We start from the raw sequence: 24,321 nt of genomic DNA, 5'->3' as shown, positions 1-24,321 counted from the left end.
GTCCGCGGAGCACGTGGTACGGCAGGACGGCCACGAAGCGGAGTAGCAGTGAGTGAGCACGACGTTTACCAGTCCGTAGCGGAGGCCGCCGGCGACGGCGTGCGCCAGGATCGGGTGCCGCCGGTGGTGGCCGTGGTCGGGCGTCCCAACGTGGGCAAGTCCACCCTGGTGAACCGGGTCCTGGGACGCCGGGAAGCGGTCGTGGAGGACGTCCCGGGGGTGACCCGGGACCGGGTCTCCTATGAGGCCGACTGGAGCGGGCGGCGGCTGACGATCGTGGACACCGGCGGCTGGCTGCCGGACGCCACCGGGCTGGCCGCGGCCGTCGCCGAGCAGGCCCGGCTGGCGGTGGAGCTGGCCGATGTGGTGCTGTTCGTGGTGGACGCCACGGTCGGCGCCACCGACGTGGACGAGGCCGTGGTGGACATCCTGCGCCGCTCCGGCAAGCCGGTGCTGCTGGTGGCCAACAAGGTCGATGACGCGGCCACCGAGCTGGACGCGGCGGCGCTGTGGTCGCTGGGCATCGGGGAGCCGCACCCGGTCAGCGCCCTGCACGGCCGCGGCAGCGGCGACCTGCTGGACGCGGTGCTGGCCGCGCTGCCCGAGCCGCCCCCGCCCACCGAGGACGCCGCCGGCGGCGGCCCGCGCCGGGTGGCCCTGCTGGGCCGTCCCAACGTGGGCAAGTCCAGCCTGCTCAACAAGCTGGCCGGGGAGAACCGCGTGGTGGTCGACGACGTCGCCGGCACCACGCGCGACCCGGTGGACGAGCTGATCGAGCTGGGCGGGCGGACCTGGCGGTTCATCGACACCGCCGGGATCCGGCGCCGCTACCGGGAGAGCCAGGGCGCCGACTTCTACGCCACGCTGCGCACCCAGTCGGCGCTGGAGCGCGCCGAGGTGGCGGTGGTGCTCATCGACGCCTCCCAGCCGCTGGCCGAACAGGACCTGCGGATCATCTCCATGGTGATCGAGGCCGGCCGGGCGCTGGTGATCGCCTACAACAAGTGGGATCTGCTGGATGAGGAGCGCCGCCACTACCTGGAGCGGGAGATCGACCGGCAGTTGCACAACGCCCGCTGGGCGCCGCGGGTGAACATCTCCGCGCTGACCGGCCGGCATGTGGACAAGCTGGTGCCGGCGCTGGACACCGCGCTGGCCGGGTGGGGCTCGCGGGTGCCCACCGCCAAGCTGAACCAGTTCTTCTCCGCCCTGGTGGCCGCCCACCCGCACCCGGTCCGCGGCGGCAAGCAACCCAAGATCCTCTTCGCCACCCAGGCCGATGTCCGCCCGCCCCGGTTCGTGCTGTTCACCACCGGGTTCCTGGAGGAGAGCTACCGGCGGTTCATCGAACGGCGGCTGCGCGAGGAGTTCGGCTTCGCCGGCACCCCCATCGACATCACCATGCGGATCCGGGAGCGGCGCTCGTCCCGGCGGAAGTGAACGGCGCCCGGCGCAGGGCTTCCCGGCGCCGGGCGGTTCTCCTATCGTGGGCGCAAAGCGAGAACGCGTTCTACTTTGCCGTCAGGGGGAGAGCCGCGTGAGAACCCTGCTGCTGGGCGCCGTAGCGATCGCCCTGGTGGGCTGTGGTTTCGCCTGGGACAAGCCGTGGCTGTGGGGGCTGGGGCTGCTGGTGGGCCTGGGCGCGCTGTTCGGCGACAGCGACCCGGTGGAGCTGGACGGCAGGGACCACGGCCCGGAAACCCCTATGGGCGTGCGCAAAATGCGCAATAAGGGGCTGTAACCGGCCCGGGGGACAATGCCCCCATGGAGCCTGAGGTCCTGGACGTCTGCGCGCGTGAGGAACCGCCCGGCCACTGGGACGCGGCGATCTTCCTGGCCGGTCCCTCGCCCCGCGACGAGGCGGTGCCCTCCTGGCGCCCGCGGGCCGTCGAGGTGTTGCGCGACCGCTGGAAGGCGCCCGGACGCCTGGTCGTCTTCGTCCCCGAGCACCGCCACGGCGTCTACGACGACTACACCGGCCAGGTGGAGTGGGAGGAGCGCTGCCTGCACCTGGCCGACGAGATCGTCTTCTGGGTGCCGCGCGACATGCGGACCATGCCGGCGCTGACCACCAACGTGGAGTGGGGCATGTGGCACGACTCCGGCAAGGTGGTCTTCGGCGCCCCTCCGCAGGCTCCCCGCAACAAGTACCTGCGCCACTACGCCGTCAAGCACGGCGTGCCGGTCGCCGCCACGCTGGACGATGTGATCGCCGCGGCCTTGGAGCGCATCGGCGAGGGCGCCCGGCGCAGCGGCGGCGAGCGGGAGATACCGCTGCTGCTGTGGCGGCAAGAGAGCTTCCAGCGCTGGTACGCCGCCCAGCGCGGCGCCGGCAACGCGCTGCGCGGCGCCCGGCTGCAGTGGCGCGCCGGGCCGTACTGGGGGCTGCGCGCGGCGGTCGAGGTGGCCGCCGAGGGACGGGTCAAGGAGGAGATCGTCTTCTTCCGTCCCGACGTCAGCGCCGTCGTGCTGTACCGGCCGGGCGCCACGCCGGAGGAGACGGCGGTGGTGCTGGTCCGGGAGTTCCGCGGCCCGGCCGCCACCGAGGACGGGTTCGCCCGCGCGCTGCCGGGCGGGTCGGGGCCGGGCGATCCGCGGCATGTGGCGGCGCGGGAGGTCGCCGAGGAGACCGGGCTGGCGGTGGATGCGGCGCGGCTGCGCCCGCACGGCTCCCGGCAGGCCGACGCCGCGATGTCGGCGCACCGCGTCCACCTGTTCTCCGCCGAGATCACCGAGGAGGAGCTGGCCCGCATCCGCGGCACCGGCCCGCACGGCCGGGCCGAGGCAGGGGAGCGCACCTTCGTGGAGGCGGCCACGTTCGCCGAGATCGGCCGGGGCCGCCTGGTGGACTGGGCCACTTTCGGCATGATCGCCGAGGTGCTCGCCGCCGTCCGGCGGTGACCCGGCCGGCTCATGACATCGCATTTGCCAGGGTCATTCGTTGGATGCCCTTGTTTCTTCGAGGGAAAGATCCCATTGATGCTGGTATATGCGAGGTGTTAGCTTTCTTGCGTGGCGACGTTCCGGATCAGTGAGGCCGCCGCGCTGCTGGGGGTCAGCGCCGACACGGTGCGCCGCTGGGTGGACTCCGGCCGGCTCGCCGCGGCCCGCGACGAGCACGGCCACCGCCTGATCGCCGGCGCCGACCTGGCCGCCTTCGTGCGGGAACGGCGGGCCGACCCCGAACCGGGGGCCCGGTTCTCCTCGGCCCGCAACCGGCTGCGCGGCATCGTCACCGACGTCGTCCGCGACACCGTGATGGCCCAGGTGGAGATCCAGGCGGGCCCGTTCCGGGTGGTGTCGCTGCTGAGCCGGGAGGCCGCCGACGAGCTCGGCCTCAAGGTCGGCGTGGTCGCCGAGGCCGTCATCAAATCCACCACCGTCGTCGTCGAAGTGCCCGGGCGCGGATGACCGGGGGAACGCCTTGATCAGGAGTGTTGCCGCCGCCCTCGTCACGGCCGTCATGGCGCTGACCGCCGCCGGCTGCGGCGGCGCCTCCGAAAGCGCTGAGGGGCGGACGCTGACGGTCCTGGCGGCGGCGTCGCTGACCGAGACGTTCACCGCGCTGGCCGAAACCTTCGAAAGCACCCACCCGGGGGTGAAGGTCCGGCTGAGCTTCGGCGGCAGCTCGACGCTGGCCCAGCAGATCCTCCAGGGCGCCCCGGCCGACGTCTTCGCCGCCGCCGGCCCGGCGACCATGAAGCCCGTCACCGAGGCGCGGCTCACCGCCGGCGAGCCGCGCGTCTTCGCCCGCAACCGGCTGGTCATCGCGGTCCCGCCGGGCAACCCCGGTAGGGTGCACGCCCTGCGCGACCTGGCCGGGCGGAAACTGAAGGTCGTGGTGTGCGCGCCGCAGGTGCCGTGCGGCGACGCGGCGCAAAGGGCGCTGCGGGCGGCCGATGTCGAGGTCACCCCTGCCTCGCAGGAACAGGACGTCAAGGCCGTCCTCACCAAGGTGCGGCTGGGCGAGGCGGACGCCGGGCTGGTCTATCGGACGGACGTGCGCTCGGCCGGCGGCCGGGTCGAGGGCATCGAGTTCCCCGAGGCGGCCGAGGCGATCAATGACTACCCGATCGCGGCGCTGGCCGAGGCGCCCCGGCCGAAGCTCGCCCGGGAATTCATCGACCTGGTGCTCTCCCCGCAGGGCCGGAAGACGCTGACAGAGGCGGGATTCGAGTCCGCATGAACGCACACGCCCGGGTGCCGTGGGTGCTGCTGGTTCCGGCGCTGCTCGGGCTGGCCTTCCTGGTGCTGCCGCTGACCGGGCTGCTGATCCGCGCCCCCTGGTCCACGCTGGGCGCCCGCCTGACCGAGCCGCAGGTGCTGGAGGCGCTGCGGCTGTCGCTGGTGACCTCGACGCTGGCCACGGCCCTGTGCCTGGTGCTGGGGGTGCCGCTGGCCTGGGTGCTGGCCCGGACCGCGCTGCCCGGACGCGGCCTGGTGCGGGCGCTGGTCACCGTGCCGCTGGTGCTGCCCCCCGTGGTGGGCGGCGTGGCGCTGCTGTTGGCGCTGGGGCGGCGCGGGATCGTGGGGCGGTGGCTGGAGGCGGCCTTCGGCGTCACGCTGCCGTTCACCACCGCCGCCGTGGTGCTGGCCGAGGCGTTCGTGGCGATGCCGTTCCTGGTGATCAGCGTGGAGGGGGCGCTGCGCGGCGTCGACCGCCGCTATGAGGAGGCCGCCGCCACGCTGGGGGCCTCCCGGTGGACGGTGTTCCGCCGGATCACGCTGCCGATGGTCGCCCCCGGCGTCGCGGCTGGCGCGATCTTGTGCTGGGCCAGGGCGCTGGGGGAGTTCGGCGCCACCATCACCTTCGCCGGCAGCTACCCGGGCCGTACCCAGACCATGCCGCTGGCGGTCTACCTGGCGTTGGAGACCGAGCCGGAGGCCGCCATCGTGCTGAGCCTGGTGCTGCTGGCGGTCTGCGTGGTCATCCTCGCCGCGCTGCGGGACCGGTGGGTGAGCCCGCCGTGAGCGCCCTGGAGGCCCGCCTGACCGTGCGGCGCGGGAACTTCACGCTCGACCTGCCGTTGCGCGCCGGGGCGGGGGAGGTCGTGGCGCTGCTGGGCCCCAACGGGGCGGGCAAGACCACCGCGCTGCGCGCCCTGGCCGGGCTGCTGCCGCTGGAGGAGGGGCACATCCATCTGGACGGCGAGCCGGTCCACCTCCTGCCGCCCGAGCGGCGGCCGGTCGGCGTGGTCTTCCAGGATCACCTGCTGTTCCCTCACCTGTCGGCGTTGGAGAACGTGGCGTTCGGGCCCCGCTGCCGGGGGATGCCGCGCCGGGCGGCGCGCGAGCACGCCGCCGCGTGGCTGGAGCGGGTGGGGCTGGGAGATCACCTGGCCGCAAAACCCCGGGCGCTGTCGGGCGGGCAGGCCCAGCGGGTCGCGCTCGCCCGGGCGCTGGCCGTCGAGCCCCGGCTGCTGCTGCTGGATGAGCCGATGGCCGCTTTGGACGTGCGCACCCGGCCCGAGATCCGCGCTCTGCTGCGCCGGCATCTGGCCGATTTCCCCGGGGTGACGGTGCTGGTCACCCATGATCCGCTGGAGGCCATGGCGCTCGCCGACCGGCTGGTGGTGGTGGAAGAGGGGCATCCGGTGCAGGAGGGCGCGCCCGCCGAGGTCGCCCGGCGTCCCCGCACCGGCTACATCGCCCGCCTGGTGGGGCTGAACCTGCACCGGGGCCGGGCCGACGGCCGCACGGTCGTCTTGGACGCCTCCCGCGGCGCCGAGCCGCTGCGGCTTCACCTCGCCGAGCCGGCGCGGGGCGAGGTGTTCGTGGCCTTCCCGCCCTCGGCCGTGCGGGTGCACCGCGCTCCGCCGCAGGGCGCCGGCAACCGGTGGCCGGCCCGCGTCGAGGCGGTCGAGTGGCAGGGCGACCGCGTCCGCGTCGAGCTGGAGGGGCCCGTGCAAGTCGCCGCCGACATCCCCCCGGAGGCCGTGGCCGAGGCGGCTTTGACCGAGGGCGAGGAGGTCTGGGCGACGCTGCCGGCCGGTGCGCTCCACGTCTACTGTGCCTGAAATCTCCCCATATGGGGGAATACTTCGTGCCACGAAGGGCACGTTCCAATAAGTGATATCTGTCACAAAACCGCCATGAGACCGTAAAAGACGGCCGGATTGGTCCAGACCAAATGGAAAACATGTGCGGTTTTGTTCATGATGCAAAGATCCTGCGAACAGCATAAGGAGTTGCCCGTGTCCCTACAGGTCCCCGGCCTCGACCAGGCCCCCACCAGCCACACCGAGCTGGTCGACTGGGTGCGTCAGATCGCCGAGCTCACCAAGCCCGATCGGGTCGAGTGGTGTGACGGCTCGGAGGAGGAATGGCAGCGGCTCACCGACCTTCTCGTCGAGCAGGGCACCTTCAAGCGACTCGATCCCGCCAAACGACCCAACAGCTTCTACGCGGCCTCCGATCCCAGTGACGTCGCCCGCGTCGAGGACCGCACGTTCATCTGTTCCGAGAAGGAAGAGGACGCCGGCCCGACCAACAACTGGATCGCCCCGGCGGAGATGCGGGCCACCTTCAACAAGCTGTTCGACGGGTGCATGAAGGGGCGCACCATGTACGTGGTGCCCTTCTGCATGGGCCCACTGGGCGGCAACATCTCCCAGCTGGGAGTGGAGATCACCGACTCGGCCTACGTGGCGGTGTCGATGCGGATCATGACCCGCATGGGCACGCCCGCGCTGCGGCTGATCGAAGAGCGCGGCTCGTTCGTCAAGTGCGTCCACTCCGTCGGCGCCCCGCTGGAGCCGGGCCAAAAGGACGTGCCGTGGCCGTGCAACTCCACCAAGTACATCTCGCACTTCCCCGAGACCCGGGAGATCTGGTCCTACGGGTCCGGCTACGGCGGCAACGCGCTGCTGGGCAAGAAGTGCTACGCGCTGCGGATCGCCTCGACCATGGCCCGCGACGAGGGCTGGCTGGCCGAGCACATGCTGATCCTCAAGCTCACCCCGCCCTCCGGTGAGCCCCGCTACGTGGCCGCCGCCTTCCCCTCGGCCTGCGGCAAGACCAACCTGGCCATGCTGCAGCCGACCATCCCCGGCTGGAAGGTGGAGACCATCGGCGACGACATCGCCTGGATGCGCTTCGGCGAGGACGGCCGGCTGTACGCCATCAACCCCGAGGCCGGCTTCTTCGGCGTCGCCCCCGGCACCGGCGAGTCCACCAACGCCAACGCCATCAAGACCCTGTGGGGCAACAGCATCTTCACCAACGTCGCCCTCACCGACGACGGCGACGTGTGGTGGGAGGGCCTGACCGACGAGCCGCCCGCCCACCTGACCGACTGGCGGGGCAACGACTGGACGCCGCAGTCCGGCACCCCGGCCGCCCACCCCAACGCCCGCTTCACCGTCCCGGCCAGCCAGTGCCCGACCATCGCGCCCGAGTGGGAGGACCCCAAGGGCGTGCCGATCTCGGCGATCCTGTTCGGCGGCCGCCGCGCCACCGCCGTGCCGCTGGTGACCGAGTCCTTCGACTGGCAGCACGGGGTGTTCCTGGGCGCCAACGTGGCCTCCGAGAAGACCGCCGCGGCCGAGGGCAAGGTCGGCGAGCTGCGCCGCGACCCGTTCGCCATGCTGCCGTTCTGCGGCTACAACATGGGCGACTACTTCGGCCACTGGATCAAGATCGGCAAGCAGGCCGACCCGGAGAAGCTGCCGCGGATCTACTACGTCAACTGGTTCCGCAAGGACGACAGCGGCCGCTTCCTGTGGCCGGGCTTCGGTGAGAACAGCCGGGTCCTCAAGTGGATCGTCGAGCGCCTCAACGGCCAGGCGGACGCGGTCAAGACCCCGATCGGCCACGTGCCGACCAAGGAGTCGCTGGACACCGAGGGCCTGGACATCCCCGAGGCCGACCTGGAGGTCCTGCTGTCGGTCGACCCCGAGGTGTGGCGGGAGGAGGCCGGCCTCATCGCCGAGCACTTCAAGACCTTCGGCGACCACCTGCCCAAGGAGCTGTGGGAGGAGCACCGCGCCCTGGTGAACCGCCTGGGCTGACGGGCCGTCCCGCGACGGCCTCGCCACACGGGCGCCGCGTCCTCAGCGCCGAGGACCCGGCGCCCGTGCCGCATGAGGACGCGCCCGGCCGGCGAGGCCGGCCCGCCCCGGAAGAGAACCTGAAGTTCGCTTGAGGTCGGGTTATGCTGTGATCATGACGCGACCCGCCCACAACGCGCCCGAGCTCACCGTGGGCCAGCTGGCCGAACGCAGCGGCGTCGCGGTGTCGGCCCTGCACTTCTACGAGTCCAAAGGGCTGATCCGCAGCCGCCGCACCGCCGGCAACCAGCGCCGCTTCACCCGCGACACGCTGCGCCGGGTGGCCTTCATCCGGGTGTCGCAGCGAGTGGGCATCCCGCTGGCGGAGATCCGCGAGGCGCTGGCCAAACTGCCCCAGGAACGCACCCCCACGGTGGCGGACTGGGCGGCGCTGTCGGAGTCCTGGCGGCAGAAACTGGACGAGCGCATCGCCCAGCTGCAGCGGCTGCGCGACAACCTCACCGACTGCATCGGCTGCGGCTGCCTGTCGCTGAGCCGCTGCGCCCTGGCCAACCCCCGCGACGAGCTGGGCGAGCAGGGCCCGGGCCCGCGCCGGCTGCTGGCCCCGGCCCCGCCGCGTCCCCGCATCGACGACGCCGGCTGCGACCCCTGCGCGCCGCCCGCCCGTTAACCCGGCGGCGTCTGCGACAGCTGCAGGTCGCCCACGCGCGGGGAGCGCAGCGGCCGCCCCGACGGGTCGGTGCGGCGCGGAGCCGGCTCGCGGCCCGGCGGCTGCGGCGGACGCGGCCGCGGCGGCGTCGGCATCGGCGGGATCGGCAGCTCGACCGGTTCCCCGCCCAGCTCGAACTCCCGGCCGTGGTGGGTCAGTGTGATCGGGTCACCCTCGTGCAGCTCATAGCGGGCCTGCTCGGAGGTCACCGTGACGCACAGCCGCCGTCCCCGGTAACGCATCCGGAACGCCAGCCGGCTGATCCCGCCCGGCAGGCGGGGGGCGAAGCGCAGCCGCCCGTTCAGCGCCCGCATCCCCCCGAACCCGGCCACCAGCGCGCTCCACGCCCCGGCCAGCGAGGCCAGGTGCAGCCCGTCCCGGGTGTTGCGGGCCAGGTCATGCAGGTCCATCAGGGCGGTCTCGCCCAGGTAGTCGTGCGCCAGGTCCAGCTGCCCCACCTCGGCGGCGATCACCGCCTGGGTCTGCGCCGACAGCGAGGAGTCCCGCACGGTGATCGCCTCGTAGTAGGCGAAGTTGCGCTCCTTTTGCTCGGGGGTGAAGGCCTCCCCGCACAGGTGCATGGCCAGCACCAGGTCGGCCTGTTTGACCACCTGCTTGCGGTACAGGTCGAAGTAGGGGAAGTTCAGCAGCAGCGGGTACTGGTCGGGCTTGGTCTCGGAGAAGTCCCAGCGCGCGTGGTTGGTGAAGTTCTCGCTCTGCGGGTGCACGCCCAGCCGCTCGTCGTAGGGGATCACCATCGCGTTCGCGGCGTCCCGCCAAGAGGCGGCCTCCTCGGTGGTCACCCCCAGCCGCTCGGCCACATCCGGGTTGCGCATCGCGATGTCGGCCGCCGCGCGCAGATTCCGCTGCGCCATCAAATTGGTGTAGACGTTGTTGTCCACCAGGGCGCTGTACTCGTCCGGCCCGGTCACCCCGTCGATCCGGAACCCGCCGTGCACATCGTGGTGGCCCAGGCTGCGCCACAGCCGGGCGGTGGCCACCAGCAGCTCCACGCCGATCTCCCGTTCGAACTCGGTGTCCTCGGTGGCGTCCAGGTAGCGGATCACCGCGTCGGCGATGTCGGCGTTGATGTGGAAGGCGGCGGTGCCGGCCGGCCAGTACCCCGAGCACTCCTGGCCGCGGATGGTCCGCCACGGGAACGCCGCCCCTTTGAGGCCGAGCTGGCGGGCCCGTTCCTCGGCCAGCGGCAGCGTCATGTGCCGCCAGGCCAGCGCGTCGGCCGCCGCCGCCGGATAGGTGTAGGTCAGCACCGGCAGCACGAACGTCTCGGTGTCCCAGAAACTGTGCCCGTCATAGCCGGGACCGGTCAGCCCCTTGGACGGGATCATCCGCCGCTCGGCCCGCACCCCGGCCTGCAGGATGTGGAACAGCCCGAAGCGCACCGCCTGCTGCACCTCCGGGTCCCCGTCCACCTCCACGTCGGCGCCGCTCCAGAACTCGTCCAAAAACCGCCGCTGCTGGTCCAGCAGGCCCTGCCAGCCGGTCAGCCGGGCGTCCGCCAGCGCCGCCACCACCTGGTCGTGCAACGCCGGCCGGGACCGCCGGCTGGACCACCCATAGGCCAGGTACTTGATGATCCGCAGCCGCTGCCCCGGCTCCAGCCGGGCGGCCACGGTGACGCGGCCGACGTCGGGGAAGCTCTCGGCCTCCACCGCCAGCCGCTCCGGGCCGCTGATCTCATGGGTCATCCCGGCCGCCAGGCGCAGCCCGCTGCGCCGGGTGCGGTGCACCAGCACCACCCGCCGCCCGTTGGACACGTGCTCCTCGCTGACCAGCGGGTGCTCCAGCACCGCCGCCGTCCGCGGGTCGTCGCCCAGGTGCGGCAGCGACTCGTTGGCCACCAGCTCCGACTGCACCACGATCCGCACCGGGCCCTCGACCGGCTCCACCTCATAGCAGAACGCCGCGATGGCCCGCTGGGTCAGCGAGACCAGCCGCGTGGTGGTGATGCGCACCCTGTCGTCGGCCGGGGAGCTCCACTCCACCTCGCGGGTCAGCGTCCCGGCGCGCATGTCCAGCTTGCGCTCGTGCCGGTGCAGCTTGCCGTAGCGGACGTCGAACGGCTCGTCATCGACCAGCAGCCGGAACACCTTGCCGTTGGTGACGTTGATGACCGTCTGCCCGGACTCGGGGTAGCCGTAGCCGGCCTCGGCATAGGGCAGGGGGCGCAACTCGAAGAAGGAGTTGAGGTAACTGCCGGGCAGGCCGTAGGGCTCCCCCTCCTCCAGGTTGCCGCGCAATCCGATGTGCCCGTTGGACAGTGCGAACACCGATTCGCTCTGGGCGAGGCGGTCCAGGTGCAGTTCCTTCTCATAGATGCACCAGGGGTCCACCTCGTAGATGGGTTGGGGGATTTCAGGCGTGCTCATCTGGCCTCCAGAGGCTCACCGGGATCACCGGCCATTGCGCCTTATCCACTGTGTCCCACCATCCACTGTGTCCCACCATCCACTGCGTCCCGCCGTGCGGGCCTTGCGGGGCGGGAGCCGGCCACCGCTCGGTGAACGGGCGGAACAGTGCCGAAAAAGATTCGCCGTGCCGCCGCCGTGTCCTGAAGCCGCCGTCACCGGCGAACGGGCAGGCTCACAAGGCGGCATCGCTCTCCCGGAAGCCGTGGTCACATTCTTCGTCTCCCCTCACTGCTACCCGGAGGCGAAGAGAGCGAACAAAGCGGGCGGGCATCACGTACAAGGGGTAAGCCGACTCGACGAAGAGGGGACGAGGCGATGCAAGAGGCGAGCATCGGGGTCACCGGCCTGGCGGTGATGGGCCGCAACCTGGCCCGCAATCTGGCCCGGCACGGCCACCCGGTCGCCGTGCACAACCGCACCGCGGCCCGCACCGAGGAGCTGGTGGCCGAGTTCGGGCACGAGGGGACCTTCATCCCGGCCAAGACCCCCAGGGAGCTGGTGGCCGCCCTGCGCCGCCCCCGCCGGCTGATCGTCATGGTCAAGGCCGGCGCCCCCACCGACGCGGTGATCGCCGAGTTCGCCCCGCTGCTGGAGCCCGGCGACATGATCGTCGACGGCGGCAACGCCCACTTTTCCGACACCCGGCGCCGCGAACGATGGCTGCGCGAACACGGCATCCACTTCGTGGGCACCGGCATCTCCGGCGGCGAGGAGGGCGCGCTGCACGGCCCCAGCATCATGCCGGGCGGGTCGGCCGAGTCCTACCGGGAGCTCGGGCCGCTGCTGGAGGACATCGCCGCCAAGGTCGACGGCGTGCCCTGCTGCACCCACGTCGGCCCGGACGGGGCCGGGCACTTCGTCAAGATGGTCCACAACGGCATCGAGTACGCCGACATGCAGCTCATCGGCGAGGCCTACGACCTGCTGCGGCACGGCGCGGGCCTGGCCCCATCCGAGATCGCCGAGGTCTTCGCCGCCTGGAACCGCGGGCGGCTGGAGTCGTACCTGATCGAGATCACCGCCCAGGTGCTGGCCCACACCGACCCCGCCACCGGCCGTCCCTTCGTCGATGTGGTACTGGACCGGGCCGAGCAGAAGGGCACCGGCCGCTGGACCGTGCAGACCGCCCTGGAGCTGGGCGTGCCGGTGAGCGGCATCGCCGAGGCGGTGTTCGCCCGGGCGCTCTCCGGGCACGCGGCGCTGCGGCGGGCCGCTCGCGCCCTGCCCGGGCCGCGCCCGTCCCGCCCGGCCGACGCCGGCTCCTTCGCCGACGAGGTGGAAAAGGCGCTGTACGCCTCCAAGATCGTCGCCTATGCCCAGGGCTTCCACCAGATCCAGGCCGGCAGCGCCGAGTACGGCTGGAACATCGACCCGGGGGCGATGGCGACGATCTGGCGGGGCGGCTGCATCATCCGCGCCCGCTTCCTGGACCGCATCCGCGCCGCCTACGCCGCCGACCCGGCCACCCCCACCCTGCTGGCCGACGAGTACTTCGCCCAGGCGCTCGGCGACGCCCAGGACGCCTGGCGCAAGGTCGTCGCCACCGCCGCCCACCTGGGCATTCCCGCCCCGGGCTTCGCCACCGCGCTGTCCTACTACGACGCGCTGCGCGCCGAGCGCCTGCCGGCCGCCCTCACCCAGGCCCAGCGGGACTTCTTCGGCGCCCACACCTACCGCCGCGTCGACCGCGAGGGCTCCTATCACACCCGGTGGGCGGGCGACCGCGCCGAGATCGCCGTCTGAACCGGGACGCGGGCCGGGAACGTGCACGCCCACTCGGTCATACCGGGCAGGATGGATGCGTGAACCTCATCGATCGGTTGCCGCCCCCCGACAAAGCCGACCCCGACACCCTCTTCGACAGGTTCCAAGCCTGGGTGTCCGAGCGTGGCATCACGCTGTACCCGGCCCAGGAGGAGGCGCTGATCGAGGTGGTGTCCGGATCCAACGTGATCCTCGCCACGCCGACCGGGTCGGGCAAGAGCCTGGTGGCCGCCGGGGCGCACTTCGCCGCGCTCGGCCGCGACCAGGTCAGCTTCTACACCGCTCCGATCAAGGCGCTGGTGTCGGAGAAGTTCTTCGACCTGTGCGAGATGTTCGGCAGCGAGAACGTCGGCATGATGACCGGGGACGCCAGCGTCAACGCCGACGCCCCCATCATCTGCTGCACCGCCGAGGTGCTGGCCTCCATCGCGCTGCGCGAGGGCGCCGACGCCGACATCGGCACGGTCATCATGGACGAGTTCCACTTCTACGCCGAGCCGGACCGCGGCTGGGCCTGGCAGGTGCCGCTGCTGGAGCTGCCCCAGGCGCAGTTCCTGCTGATGTCGGCGACGCTGGGCGATGTCAGCCACTTCGAAAAGGACCTGACCCGGCGCACCGGCCGTCCCACCGCGGTGGTCACCTCCGCCGAACGTCCCGTCCCGCTGGAGTACGAGTACCGCACCACCCCGCTGCACGAGACCATCGAAGACCTCCTCAAGGCCGACAAGGCCCCCATCTACGTGGTGCACTTCACCCAGGCGGCGGCGATGGACCGGGCGCAGGCGCTGATGAGCGTCAACGTCTGCACCAAGGAGGAGAAGGCCGAGATCGCCGAGATGATCGGCAACTTCCGGTTCACCACCCGCTTCGGCCGCAACCTGTCGCGTTTTGTGCGGCACGGCATCGGGGTGCACCACGCCGGGATGCTGCCCAAGTACCGGCGGCTGGTGGAGCGGCTGGCCCAGGCCGGGCTGCTGAAGGTCATCTGCGGCACCGACACCCTCGGCGTCGGCGTCAACGTCCCCATCCGCACCGTGGTGTTCACCGCGCTGAGCAAGTTCGACGGCCAGCGGGTGCGGCGGCTGCGGGCCCGCGAGTTCCACCAGATCGCCGGGCGGGCCGGCCGCGCCGGGTTCGACACCATCGGGTACGTGGTCGCCCAGGCCCCCGAGCACGTCATCGAGAACGAGCGGGCGCTGGCCAAGGCCGGCGACGACCCCAAAAAGCGCCGCAAGGTGGTGCGCAAAAAGCCCCCCGAGGGCTTCGTGTCCTGGAACGAGGACACCTTCCGCAAGCTGCAAAGCGCCCCGCCGGAGCCGCTGCAGTCCCGCTTCAAGGTCACCCACGCCATGCTGCTGTCGGTGATCTCCCGGCCCGGCAACCCCTTCCAGGCGATGAAGAAGCTGCTGACCGACAACCACGAGCCCCGGGAGCGGCAGCGCAAGCACATCAGCCACGCCATCGCCATCTACCGGTCGCTGCGGGACGGGGGAGTGGTCGAGCAGCTGGAGGAGCCCGACGAAGAGGGCCGCTACGTCCGGCTGACGGTGGACCTGCAGGAGGACTTCGCCCTCAACCAGCCGCTGTCGACGTTCGCGCTGGCCGCCTTCGAGCTGCTGGACCGCGCCTCCCCGACCTACGCGCTGGATGTGCTGTCGGTGATCGAGGCGACGCTGGACGACCCCCGCCAGATCCTGGCCGCCCAGGAGAACAAGGCCCGCGCCGAGGCCATCGCCCAGATGAAGGCCGACGGGCTGGAGTACGAAGAGCGCATGGAGCGGCTCCAGGACGTCACCTACCCCAAGCCGCTGGAAGAGGAGCTGCAGGCCGCCTACGACATCTACCGCCGCGGCCACCCGTGGGTGAGCGACCATCCGCTCTCGCCCAAGTCCATCGTCCGCGACATGTACGAGCGGGCGATGACGTTCGTGGAGTACATCGGCCACTACGAGCTGGCCCGCGCCGAAGGGCTGCTGCTGCGCTACCTGTCCAGCGCCTATAAGGCCCTGCAGCAGACCGTGCCGGAGTCGATCAAGACCGAGGAGCTGATCGACCTGATCGAGTGGCTGGGCGAGATGGTCCGCCAGGTCGACTCCAGCCTGCTGGACGAGTGGGAGCAGCTGGCCAACCCCACCGAGCCCAAGGAAGAGGAAGACACGGTGGCCGACGCCCCGGCCGCCAAGGTCACCGCCAACCCGCGGGCGTTCCGGGTGCTGGTGCGCAACGCCATGTTCCGCCGGGTCGAGCTGGCCGCCCTGGAGCGCTACCAGGAGCTGGGGGAGCTGGACCCGGACTTCGGCGCCGACGGCTGGGAGCAGGCCATGGAGGCCTACTACGCCGAGCACGAGGAGCTGCTGACCGGCCCCGATGCCCGCGGCCCCAAGCTGCTGCTGATCGAGGAGGCCCCCGCAGAAGCGCTGTGGCGGGTCCGGCAGATCTTCGACGACCCGGCCGGCGACCACGACTGGGGCATCTCGGCCGAGGTGGACCTGGCCGCCTCCGACGAGGCCGGCACCGCCGTCATCCGGGTGCTGTCGGTGGACCGCATGTGAGCGGCCGGCCGCGACGGCTACGGCTGGGCGTTCAGCAACAGCAGGGCGATGTCGTCGTCGAGCGCGTTGAGCCGCCGGCGGTACTCCACCAGGGCGGTGGCCAGGTAATCCGCCGGGGCCTGCCCGGCCTGCGAGAGCACGTCGGCCAGCCCCTCCATCGCCGTGTCCATGTCGACGTCCGGCGATTCCACCAGGCCGTCGGTGTACAGGACCAGGACCGAACGGGCCGGCAGCGGCACCTCGGTGGTGGGGTACTCGACGTCCTGCTCGATGCCGAGCAGCAGCCCGGGATCGACCCACAGCACCTCGGTGCTCCCGTCGGGGTGCCGCAGCAGCGGCGGCAGATGCCCGGCCGAGGCCAGGTGCATCCGCTCGTTCTTCAGATCGATGTGGGCGTACAGGCAGCTGGTGAACAGCCCCGGGCTCAGGTCGGTCAGCAGCCGGTTGGTGTGGGAGAGCACGTCCCCGGGGCCGGCCCCCGCCGCCGCGTGGGCGTGCACGGCGGTGCGGACCTGGCCCATGAGGGCGGCGGCGGTGACGTTGTGGCCCTGCACGTCCCCGATCACGGCGGCGGCGGTTTCGTCGTCCAGGTGGATCAGGTCATAGAAGTCGCCGCCGATGTCCATGCCGCGGGTGGCCGGCAGGTAGCGGGCGGCCACATCCAGCCCCGGCACGGTGGGCAGGACGGTGGGCAGCAGGGTGGACTGCAGGCTGTGGGCGAGGTCGTGCTTGGTGTCATACAGCCGGGCGCGGGCCAGCGCCTGGGCGATGAGCCCGGCCAGCGAGGTCAAGATGGTGCGCTCTTCGGGGGAGAACTCGTGCGGCCGGTCGTAGGACAGCAGGCAGCACCCGGTCATCCGGCCTGAGACGACCAGCGGCAGGACGGCCCAGGCCGCCTTGCCCGTCAGCCGCGGGATGCCGGGGTAGTTCTCCTCCACCTCTTCCGGGGACTCGATGAAGACCGGCGAGCCCCGTGCCGCCATCCGCTCCACCGGGGTGAGCGGGGTCTTCAGGGAGATCACGTTGAGCTGGTCCACCGCCTCCGGGGAGTACCCGCGAAAGCCGATGGCGCGCAGCCGGTTGTTCTCCAGTTCGAACAGCACCAGCCCCTGGGCGTCGAAGGCAGGCATGATCTGGTCGGCGACCAGGTCGACCACGTCCTGGACCCCCACCGCCTCGGTGAACATGGCGGCCAGCTGCACCAGCTGGTAGAGCGCGCCGGGGCGCAGCCGCCGCCGGGGGGCCGCCGCGGCGGGCCTGGGCGGTTCCTCTGCCCCCTCCGGTGTGGTGGTGGGGGTGATGCGCACGCTGACCCCCTGGGAGTCGGGGTACAGCTCAAAGGACAGCCACCGGCCGCCGGGGGGACGGGCGCTGAAGGACGTGACCTGCCGGCTGACCAGGGCCGCCTGGTAGCGGTCCTCATAGACCGGGTCCTGCAGCCAGGGCAGCTCCTTCCACGGCGGCCTGCCCAGCAGTTGCGTCCTGGGCTTTCCCAGCAGGTTGGCGGCGGTGCTGTTGAGGAAGGTGAGCCGCCCCTCCAGGTCCAGCGAGCAAAATCCCTCGGGAAGGCGCTCGACGAGCTCGACCGCGGCCGCGGCCTCGGCGGGGGAGGCCAGGTGGGACGGGTGGGAGGCGACCACGCGCGGTTCGAGGGCGGACGGCTCCGGCCAGCCGGACGCGAAGGCCTGCTGCAGCAGGTCCGCCAGGCGGTGGCAGGTCTTGTCGAGCCGCTCCTGCTCGGCCGGGGAAGGGCCGGGCGGGTGGGAGGCCGGCCACTGCAGCACCAGCACCCCCAGGTCGGTGCCTTCTGCGGTGATCGGGAGGGCGACCATCGTGAACAGGTAGGGCAGCACGAACGCCAGCTGCGGGTAGTCGCGGGACAGGTCGCCCTGGCTGGTCAGCCAGACCGGGCGGTGCTCCTGGATCGCCTGGGTGATCGGCAGCGACCAGCTCAGCGGGACGCGTTTCCACGACTGGACGATCTCCGGGGTGATCCCGCTGAGCACGGCCAGCCGCAGCACCTGCTCTTCCGGCAGCAGCAGGTACAGCATGCAGGAACCGGCACCCACCCGCCGCACCGTCCGGACCAGCAGCGCCTCGATCGCCTCGGGGTCGAACTCACCGGAAGACCCGGCACCGCCACCCATGACCCGCCGCCCTCATATGCCCTGCCATCAGCGCAAATACCTCCGCCGTACCTCCGTCAGCGGCATATGCCCGGTTGGCGCGAGCCGTACACACCCCGGCGACGATGCGTCCCGGCGCGCAAAGCGAGCCGGGAAGGTGGGGACTCACACCGGCCCGGCCGGGCGGTTGTCGCGGGCGACCACAGTTGTGAAAGCCCCTTGGACGGCGGCCCCGGGCGTGCTGGACTGCGCCGGCAGAACCGAGGAGGAGCCCATGATCGGCGTTTGTTCCAGGCGGATCCGCCGCGGCGTCCTGGCGGTGGGGCTGGCCGCCGCCACCGCGTTGGCGATGGCGGGCCCGGCCCGTGCGGCCTATCCGGAGCCGGGACTGGTGCGGGGCGACGTCTTCGTGCACGACCCCACGATGATCCGCGCCGCGGACGGCACCTACTACGTGTACTCGACCCACAACGGGCTGGAGGCGCGTTCGTCCACCAACCGGATCGATTTCTCTCACGCCGGCTCGGCGCTGCCCGCCGGGGCGTCATGGGCGACCGCCTACAGCGGCGACCCCCGTGAACTGTGGGCGCCGGACGTGTCCTACCAGGGCGGCCGGTACCTGATGTACTACTCGGCCTCCACCTTCGGCTCCAACAATTCGGCGATCGGGCTGGCGGTCAGCGACAGCGGCCGCCCGGGCACCTGGCGCGACCGGGGACGGGTGATCACCTCCTCGTCCCGCGACGACTACAACGCCATCGACCCGCAGCTGACGGTGGACGCCCAGGGCCGCTGGTGGCTGGCGTTCGGCTCCTGGTGGACGGGCATCAAGCTGATCCGCATCGACCCGGCCACCGGCAACCGGCACAGCGACCGCACCATCTACTCCCTGGCCCGCCGCAGCAGGGACGACCTGGGCATCGAGGCCCCGCACATCATCTACCGCAACGGCTACTACTACCTGTTCACCTCCTGGGACCTGTGCTGCCGGGGCACCTCCAGCACCTACCGCATCATGGTCGGCCGTTCCCGCTCCATCACCGGCCCCTACGTCGACCGTTCCGGGCGGCCGCTGCTCAGCGGCGGCGGCACCCAGGTCCTGGCCTCCCACGGCAACCGGGTGATCGGTCCCGGCGGCCAGAGCGTCCTGCGCGACGGCAACCAGGACCTGCTGGTCTACCACTACTACGACCGCACCGACGGCGGCCGTCACAAGCTCGGCATCAACTACCTGGGCTTCGACGCCGCGGGCTGGCCGTATGTGTGGTGATCGGTGACGCGGCGCCCGGGGTCAGGCCGGCTCCTCCAGCAGGACGCGGGTGACCCCGGGCACGGTCCGGGCGATGGTCTCGGCGATGTGCCGGGCGTTCTCATCGCCGGCCGGGCCGCTCAGCCGCACCACCCCGTCGGTGACCTCGGCGGTCCAGTCGTGGCCGCCGGGCATCAGCTCGGCCAGCGCCGACAGCACGTCGTCGCGGATGCGGGCGTCGCCGCGGGCCAGCACCGCCATCAGGTCCCGGCGGCTGACCATGCCGACCAGGGTGTCGCCGTCCAGCACGGGCACGCTCTTGATGGCGGTCCGCATCATCATCTCGGCCAGCTCGGCCACGTCGGTGGTGGGCTGCGCGGTGCGCACATCGGTGATCATGACGTCCCGCACCAGGCGCGGCGGCGGCTCGTGCGGCCCGGCCACCGGCCGGGCGAAGGCGCGCGGATCGGCGGCGAACTCCCCGCGCAGCAGGTCCATCTCGCTGACGATGCCGACCATGGCGCCGCTGTCGTCCACCACGGGCGCCGCGGTGATGTTGTGCTCATACAGCACCCGGATCGCCTGGCGGACGGTCGCGTCCGGCGACACCGTCACCACGGGGGAGGTCATGGCCTCTCGGACGAGCATGGCAGGGTCCTTTCGGTCGGCGGTGCCGGCGGTCGCCCGGTCATGTTCCCAGCCCTACCCGCGGGCGGACCCGGCCGGCGAGATCTTCCTTACCGGGCGCTGCGCGCCCCTGGATGAGCCTTCGTTCCCATCCGGCCGGATGAGGGCCCGCGGCCGCAGCGCGCTCGCCTCAGCCCGGCGGCAGTTGCGGGCGGCGGGGCCACACGTGCTCGGCGCCGTGCGGGCGCACGATCGACAGCGCCTGCTCGACGGCCTTGTCGGCGGGGCCGGAGGTGTCGATGACGTCGGCCTCGGGCCAGGGGGCGCTGCGGGCGGCCATGGCCGCCGCGATCTCGGGGTCGGCGTCGGAGGGGCCGCCCGTCCTGGCCCCGCATGCGCTGCTCGGCCAGCGCCGGCGGGGCCTCACAGCGCAGGGCGAACAGGTCGGCGTGGGTGCGGCGGGCCAGCAGGCGGGCCAGGGTGCGGTGCTCGGCCACCGTCCAGGAGGCGTCGAGCACCACGCTCTCGCCCTGCTCCAGCAGCGTCTCGGCCCGGCCCAGCAAGGTCGCGTACGTGCGTTCGGTGTGGGCGGGGCTGTAGATGCCCGTGCCGTAGGGGGCGGCGGCCGACTGGTCCGGCGGGATGCCGGCCAGCTCCTTGCGGACCACGTCGCTGTTGAGCACGGCGCAGCCGAGCCGGTCGCCCAGCGAACGGGCCAGCGTGGACTTGCCGGTGCCGGGCAGCCCGCCGACCAGGATCAGCCCCACCGCCCCGGCCCGCAGGTGCCGCAGCGTCAGCTCGGTGAGCGGGTCGATCTGCGCGGCGGCGGCCGCATCGCCCTGGGCGTGGCGCAGGCAGGCGACCTTGGCGCGGACGAAGGCCCGGTAGGCCACATAGTGGTGCCGCAGCGAGGCCGGCGCCGGGTCGGCGGCGTACTCGGCGTACCAGTACAGGAAACGCTCGGCCAGGCCGGGGGCGCCCAGCCGTTCCAGGTCCATGGCCAGGAAGGAGGCGTCGTCGAGGCCGTCCAGCCAGCGCAGCCGGTCGTCGAACTCCAGGCAGTCCAGGATGCGCGGCCCGTCGTCCAGGCAGAAGATGTCGGTGGCCATCAGGTCCCCGTGGCCGTCGACGATGCGTCCGGCCTGGATCCGCGACCGGAACAGCGGCTCGCGCCCGGCCAGGAAGCGCAGGACGCGCTCTTCGATCTCGGCGGCCTCGGCCGCGCCGATCGAGCGGCCGTGGAAGGGCCGGACCTGCTCGAAGCTGTCCCGCCAGCGCTGCCGCAGCGCGTCCCGCGACCCCTGCTCGCTGATGTGCGGGCCGCGCGGCGCCTGGGCGTGCCAGGCCGCCAGTGTGCGGGCGACCGCCCGCAGCGGCTCCTCCACCGGCCGGCGCGCGGCCACCAGCGTCGCCAGCCGGCGCCCGGCCGGCATGCGGCGCATCACCACGATCGGCTCGGGCGGTTCGTCGCCCGGCCCGGACAGCTCGGCGACCCCCAGGTACACGTCGCCGGCGAAACGCCGGTTCAGCTCCACCTCCCGGTGGCACACCCGCCGGCGCTCCCGCCGGGTGGTCAGGTCGACGAAACCCAGATCGACCGGCTTTTTGACCTTGTAGGCCCGCTCGCCGGCGAAGAAGACGATCCCGGTGTGGGTCTCGCTGACCGCGGCGGCCCGGTCGCGGTCGGCGGCGTGGTCCGTGGTGGTGTCCATGGACGTCCTCCTGCTCGGATGCTTCGACCGTATGCCGCCGCACCGGGATCGAACAGAGCCGAAGGTCCCCGCCGGAGGCGCCGATGCTCCGGCCGCGACGGGACGTCCGCCCGGCGAGGCGCCCTTTCCGCGCTTCATCGGGCGGACGGGGAAGAGCTTGGGTGCGTTGAGGTATTTCCCGCCGAATGCGGGCATGCATCCTGCGGCCTCCGCAGCCGATCCGCAGACCACGGGAGAAAGGGGGGCCGCGATGCGCGCATTGCGGTTGATGCGGTGGAACTCCGAACCGGAGCTGGTGGAGCTTCCCGAGCCCGAGCCCGGCCCGGGCCAGGTGGTGATCCGGGTCGGCGGCGCCGGCGCCTGCCATTCCGACCTGCACCTGATGCACGACTTCCAGCCCGGTCAGATGCCCTGGGACCCGCCGTTCACCCTCGGCCACGAGAACGCCGGCTGGGTCCATGCGCTCGGCGAGGGGGTCACCGGGCTGGAGATCGGGCAGCCGGTCGCCGTCTACGGCCCCTGGGGGTGCGGTTTCTGTGAGCGCTGCCGGGTCGGCGTGGAGACCTACTGCGAGAACACCTCGGCCTCGCCGGCCCCCGGCGGCGGTGGCGGGCTCGGAGCCGACGGCGGCATGTCCGAGTTCATGCTCATCCCGCATCCCCGGTTCCTGGTTCCGCTGCCGGACGGGCTGGACCCGGTGTCGGCCGCGCCGATCACCGACGCCGGGCTCACCCCCTACCACGCGATCCGCCGCTCCTGGGGCAAGCTCCCGCCGGGCAGCACCGCCGTGGTCATCGGGGTCGGCGGGCTCGGCCACATGGGGGTGCAGATCCTCAAGGCGACGACCGCCGCCCGCATCATCGCGGTCGACACCCGCGAGGCGGCGCTCAAACTCGCCCTGGCCTCCGGCGCCGATCAGGCCTTGCTCTCCGGGAAGGACACCGCGGCGGAGATCCGCTCGGCCACCGGGGGCCGCGGCGCCGATGTGATCTTGGATTTCGTGGGCTCCGACGCCACCTTGGCCATGGCCGGGGCCGCGGCCCGGATGGTCGGCGATATCACCATCGTCGGCATCGCCGGCGGCACGCTGCCGGTGTCGTTCTTCTCCCCGCCGTATGAGGTCTCGGTGCAGAGCACCTACTGGGGCAGCCGCCCGGAACTGATCGAGGTCCTCGACCTGGCCGCCCGCGGGCTGGTCAGCCCGACGATCGTCACCTACCCGCTGGAGCGGGCGGTGGAGGCCTACCGGCGGCTGCAGGCCGGGGAGCTCAGCGGACGCGCCGTGATCACCCCGTCCTGACCCGGGGCCCGCAGCCCGGCCGGATCCCCTCAGGGCCGGCGGCGCTTTTCAGCGGACGAGGGGCGAAGGTCCTTGATCCGATGGGCCGGAAGGGATTTATGCCGCAGAGTGATTCGCCGGCCGGGCGGGTTATGAATTCTTCGAACCTTTTTCAGCGGGATGGGATTTCATGCAAGGGGAAACACGCCGATACCCGCCCGGCACTCCGGCGGTGCCGGGCGGCCCGGCGGGGCGTCACTTCTTCTTGATGGCCACGCGCTTGGCCTCGGCCTTGGGCTCCTTGGGCAGCGGCACCGTGACGGTGAGGACGCCCTTGTCGTAGGAGGCCTTCACGCTGTCGGCGTTGACGCCCTTGGGCAGCGGCAGCGTCCGCGAGAACGACCCGTAGCGGAACTCAGAGCGCCGTCCCTCCCGGTACTCCTCCTGCCGCTCGGCGCGGATGTGCAGGGCGTCGTCGGAGACGGTGATCTCGATGTCCTTGTCGGGGTCGACGCCGGGCAGCTCGGCCCGCACGATGTAGTCATCGCCCTCGACGTAGTCCTCCACCCGGATGAGCTGGCCGGTGAAACCGCGCAGCAGCGCCAGCGGCGACTCGACCCTGTCGAAGAATTCCGGGAACAGGTCGGGGAAGTCGGCGAAAGCGGGCAGCAGTCCGCTTGAGCGGCGACGTACCTGAGTGCTCATGGCAGCCTCCTTACGGAAGATCTTCTGCGTTTTCAGTTCACTCACCGAAGCCGTTTCATTGAAGGTCCGACGGGCCCGAAGGAGCGGGACTTTGGTCCCCGGAGGAATTTCCACCGGCCGGCTCTTCGCCGGAACCTCTCTAAAAGAGCGGGGGCGGCGAGATTCGGATGTCTTCGGCCGTGCCTCCCGCCTCCAGGCCGCACGGCGGACGCCCAAGGCACCGGGGCCGGTAGGGCCGCGTGAAGCGGCTTCGATACGGTCGGCCTCGCCCCGCCGCGCCGCCGGCGGGCGCCCGATGCCGATGGGAGGGGTCGATGGAGAACACCGAAGAGACCGTGCTGGTGCGCCAGGAGCGTTCGGTGGCGGTGGTCACGCTCAACCGGCCGCAGGTGCTCAACGCCATGACCAAGCAGATGGCGATGGAGTACGCGCACGCGCTGCGGGAGGCCGACGCCGACCCGCAGGTGCGGGCCATCGTGGTGACCGGGGCCGGCCGGGGCTTTTGCGCCGGCGCCGACCTGGCGATCCTCAACCAGGGCCCGCAGGCCATCCGGACGTTCCTGCCGCCGGCAGAAGACCTGCCCCACCTGGCGCTGCGGCTGCGCACCCCGGTGATCGCGGCCGTCAACGGCCCGGTGGCCGGCATCGGTTTCGCCTACATGCTCGGCAGCGACGTGCGCTTTGCGGCCCGGGGAGTGAAGATGACCACCAGCTTCTCCCGGCTGGGACTGGTCGCCGAGTACGGGCTGTCGTGGCTGCTGCCCCGGCTGATCGGCGCCTCGCGGGCGATGGAGCTGTTGCTGTCGGGCCGGACGCTGGACGCCGAGGAGGCCGAGCGGATCGGGCTGGTGCACCGGGTGGTCGAGCCGGAGCGGCTGCTGGCTGAGGCCGTGGACTACGCCGCCGACCTGGCCTCCGGCTGCTCGCCGCACTCGCTGGCGACGATCAAGGCCCAGGTGTGGGCCGACCTGGAACGCGGGCACGATGAGGCGCTGGCCGAGACGCTGAAACTGATGGACGCCTCCTTCGACGGCCCGGACCTGGCCGAGGCGCTCGCGGCCCGCCGCGAAAAGCGCCCGCCGGTCTTCGCGCCGCTGCAGTGAGCCTTTATCGCCACGCGGTCTCAGGAGACCTGGGAGGGGAGCCCCGCGGTATGA

General features: G+C 71.9%; 19 protein-coding genes. 14 read left to right on the top strand and 5 right to left on the bottom strand.

All coding sequences use genetic code 11. The annotated features are described in order from the left end of the window. Positions 1-48: 48 nt before the first annotated feature. From der to soxR, 9 genes are all read left to right on the top strand, one after another. A complete protein-coding gene (gene der / locus TCUR_RS13930) occupies positions 49-1,440 on the top strand; it encodes a ribosome biogenesis GTPase Der (protein WP_012853155.1) in 1,392 nt (463 codons plus the stop codon). Positions 1,441-1,537: 97 nt separating this feature from the next. Further along, positions 1,538-1,741 (top strand): hypothetical protein, encoded by a 204-nt coding sequence (locus TCUR_RS13925; RefSeq protein WP_012853154.1) that lies wholly within the window; start codon positions 1,538-1,540, stop codon positions 1,739-1,741. 23 nt (positions 1,742-1,764) lie between these two features. Beyond that, a complete protein-coding gene (locus TCUR_RS27100; RefSeq protein ID WP_012853153.1) occupies positions 1,765-2,901 on the top strand; it encodes a nucleoside 2-deoxyribosyltransferase domain-containing protein in 1,137 nt (378 codons plus the stop codon). Between the two features lie 111 nt (positions 2,902-3,012). Then, on the top strand, positions 3,013-3,411 hold the full coding sequence (locus TCUR_RS13915) for a TOBE domain-containing protein (protein WP_012853152.1): 399 nt from the start codon (positions 3,013-3,015) through the stop codon (positions 3,409-3,411). 52 nt (positions 3,412-3,463) lie between these two features. Continuing rightward, complete coding sequence (gene modA, locus TCUR_RS13910) at positions 3,464-4,186, top strand: molybdate ABC transporter substrate-binding protein (protein ID WP_012853151.1); 723 nt, start codon at positions 3,464-3,466, stop codon at positions 4,184-4,186. After that, positions 4,183-4,971: an ABC transporter permease gene (locus TCUR_RS13905; protein ID WP_012853150.1), complete on the top strand. Its 789-nt coding sequence runs from the start codon at positions 4,183-4,185 to the stop codon at positions 4,969-4,971. The genes modA and TCUR_RS13905 overlap by 4 nt, the downstream gene beginning before the upstream one ends. Then, positions 4,968-6,017, top strand: coding sequence for an ABC transporter ATP-binding protein (locus tag TCUR_RS13900; RefSeq protein ID WP_012853149.1), 1,050 nt, complete (start codon positions 4,968-4,970; stop codon positions 6,015-6,017). Before TCUR_RS13905 ends, TCUR_RS13900 begins: the two co-directional genes overlap by 4 nt. Positions 6,018-6,194: 177 nt before the next feature. Then, positions 6,195-8,009, top strand: a complete 1,815-nt coding sequence (locus TCUR_RS13895) for a phosphoenolpyruvate carboxykinase (GTP) (protein WP_012853148.1) — start codon at positions 6,195-6,197, stop codon at positions 8,007-8,009. A gap of 154 nt (positions 8,010-8,163) precedes the next feature. Beyond that, positions 8,164-8,679, top strand: a complete 516-nt coding sequence (soxR, locus tag TCUR_RS13890) for a redox-sensitive transcriptional activator SoxR (RefSeq protein ID WP_012853147.1) — start codon at positions 8,164-8,166, stop codon at positions 8,677-8,679. Here soxR and TCUR_RS13885 read toward each other — a convergent pair. Then, positions 8,676-11,108 (bottom strand): glycoside hydrolase family 65 protein, encoded by a 2,433-nt coding sequence (locus tag TCUR_RS13885; RefSeq protein ID WP_012853146.1) that lies wholly within the window; start codon positions 11,106-11,108, stop codon positions 8,676-8,678. The genes soxR and TCUR_RS13885 overlap by 4 nt on opposite strands. Before the next feature lie 357 nt (positions 11,109-11,465). On the opposite strand from TCUR_RS13885, the gene gndA reads away from it, so the two are divergent. Further along, positions 11,466-12,893, top strand: a complete 1,428-nt coding sequence (gene gndA, locus TCUR_RS13880; RefSeq protein ID WP_012853145.1) for an NADP-dependent phosphogluconate dehydrogenase — start codon at positions 11,466-11,468, stop codon at positions 12,891-12,893. 59 nt (positions 12,894-12,952) lie between these two features. Then, positions 12,953-15,466, top strand: a complete 2,514-nt coding sequence (locus TCUR_RS13875) for a DEAD/DEAH box helicase (protein WP_012853144.1) — start codon at positions 12,953-12,955, stop codon at positions 15,464-15,466. Between the two features lie 17 nt (positions 15,467-15,483). Here TCUR_RS13875 and TCUR_RS13870 read toward each other — a convergent pair whose 3' ends face one another. Further along, positions 15,484-17,613, bottom strand: coding sequence for a SpoIIE family protein phosphatase (locus TCUR_RS13870; RefSeq protein ID WP_012853143.1), 2,130 nt, complete (start codon positions 17,611-17,613; stop codon positions 15,484-15,486). Between the two features lie 253 nt (positions 17,614-17,866). Between TCUR_RS13870 and TCUR_RS13865 the strand changes: the two genes are divergently transcribed. After that, complete coding sequence (locus tag TCUR_RS13865) at positions 17,867-18,862, top strand: arabinan endo-1,5-alpha-L-arabinosidase (RefSeq protein WP_012853142.1); 996 nt, start codon at positions 17,867-17,869, stop codon at positions 18,860-18,862. Between the two features lie 21 nt (positions 18,863-18,883). Here TCUR_RS13865 and TCUR_RS13860 read toward each other — a convergent pair whose 3' ends face one another. Next, positions 18,884-19,489 carry a CBS domain-containing protein gene (locus TCUR_RS13860; protein WP_012853141.1) on the bottom strand — a complete coding sequence of 202 codons (606 nt, stop codon included), beginning with the start codon at positions 19,487-19,489 and terminating at the stop codon, positions 18,884-18,886. 89 nt (positions 19,490-19,578) lie between these two features. Further along, the gene (locus TCUR_RS13855; protein WP_012853140.1) at positions 19,579-21,180 is read right to left on the bottom strand and encodes a bifunctional aminoglycoside phosphotransferase/ATP-binding protein; all 1,602 of its coding nucleotides are present in this window, start codon (positions 21,178-21,180) and stop codon (positions 19,579-19,581) included. 250 nt (positions 21,181-21,430) lie between these two features. Between TCUR_RS13855 and TCUR_RS13850 the strand changes: the two genes are divergently transcribed. Continuing rightward, the gene (locus TCUR_RS13850; RefSeq protein WP_012853139.1) at positions 21,431-22,480 is read left to right on the top strand and encodes an NAD(P)-dependent alcohol dehydrogenase; all 1,050 of its coding nucleotides are present in this window, start codon (positions 21,431-21,433) and stop codon (positions 22,478-22,480) included. Between the two features lie 234 nt (positions 22,481-22,714). Here TCUR_RS13850 and TCUR_RS13845 read toward each other — a convergent pair whose 3' ends face one another. After that, entirely contained in the window at positions 22,715-23,164 is a 450-nt protein-coding gene (locus tag TCUR_RS13845) for an Hsp20/alpha crystallin family protein (protein WP_012853138.1), read from the bottom strand. Between the two features lie 314 nt (positions 23,165-23,478). On the opposite strand from TCUR_RS13845, the gene TCUR_RS13840 reads away from it, so the two are divergent. Next, a complete protein-coding gene (locus TCUR_RS13840) occupies positions 23,479-24,267 on the top strand; it encodes an enoyl-CoA hydratase-related protein (protein WP_012853137.1) in 789 nt (262 codons plus the stop codon). Positions 24,268-24,321 lie beyond the last annotated feature (54 nt).

The organism is Thermomonospora curvata DSM 43183 (assembly GCF_000024385.1).
GTDB classification, from domain to species: Bacteria; Actinomycetota; Actinomycetes; order Streptosporangiales; family Streptosporangiaceae; genus Thermomonospora; species Thermomonospora curvata.
The sequence above is the reverse complement of the archived record's forward strand: the minus strand, read 5'-3'. Positions and strand labels throughout refer to the sequence as shown.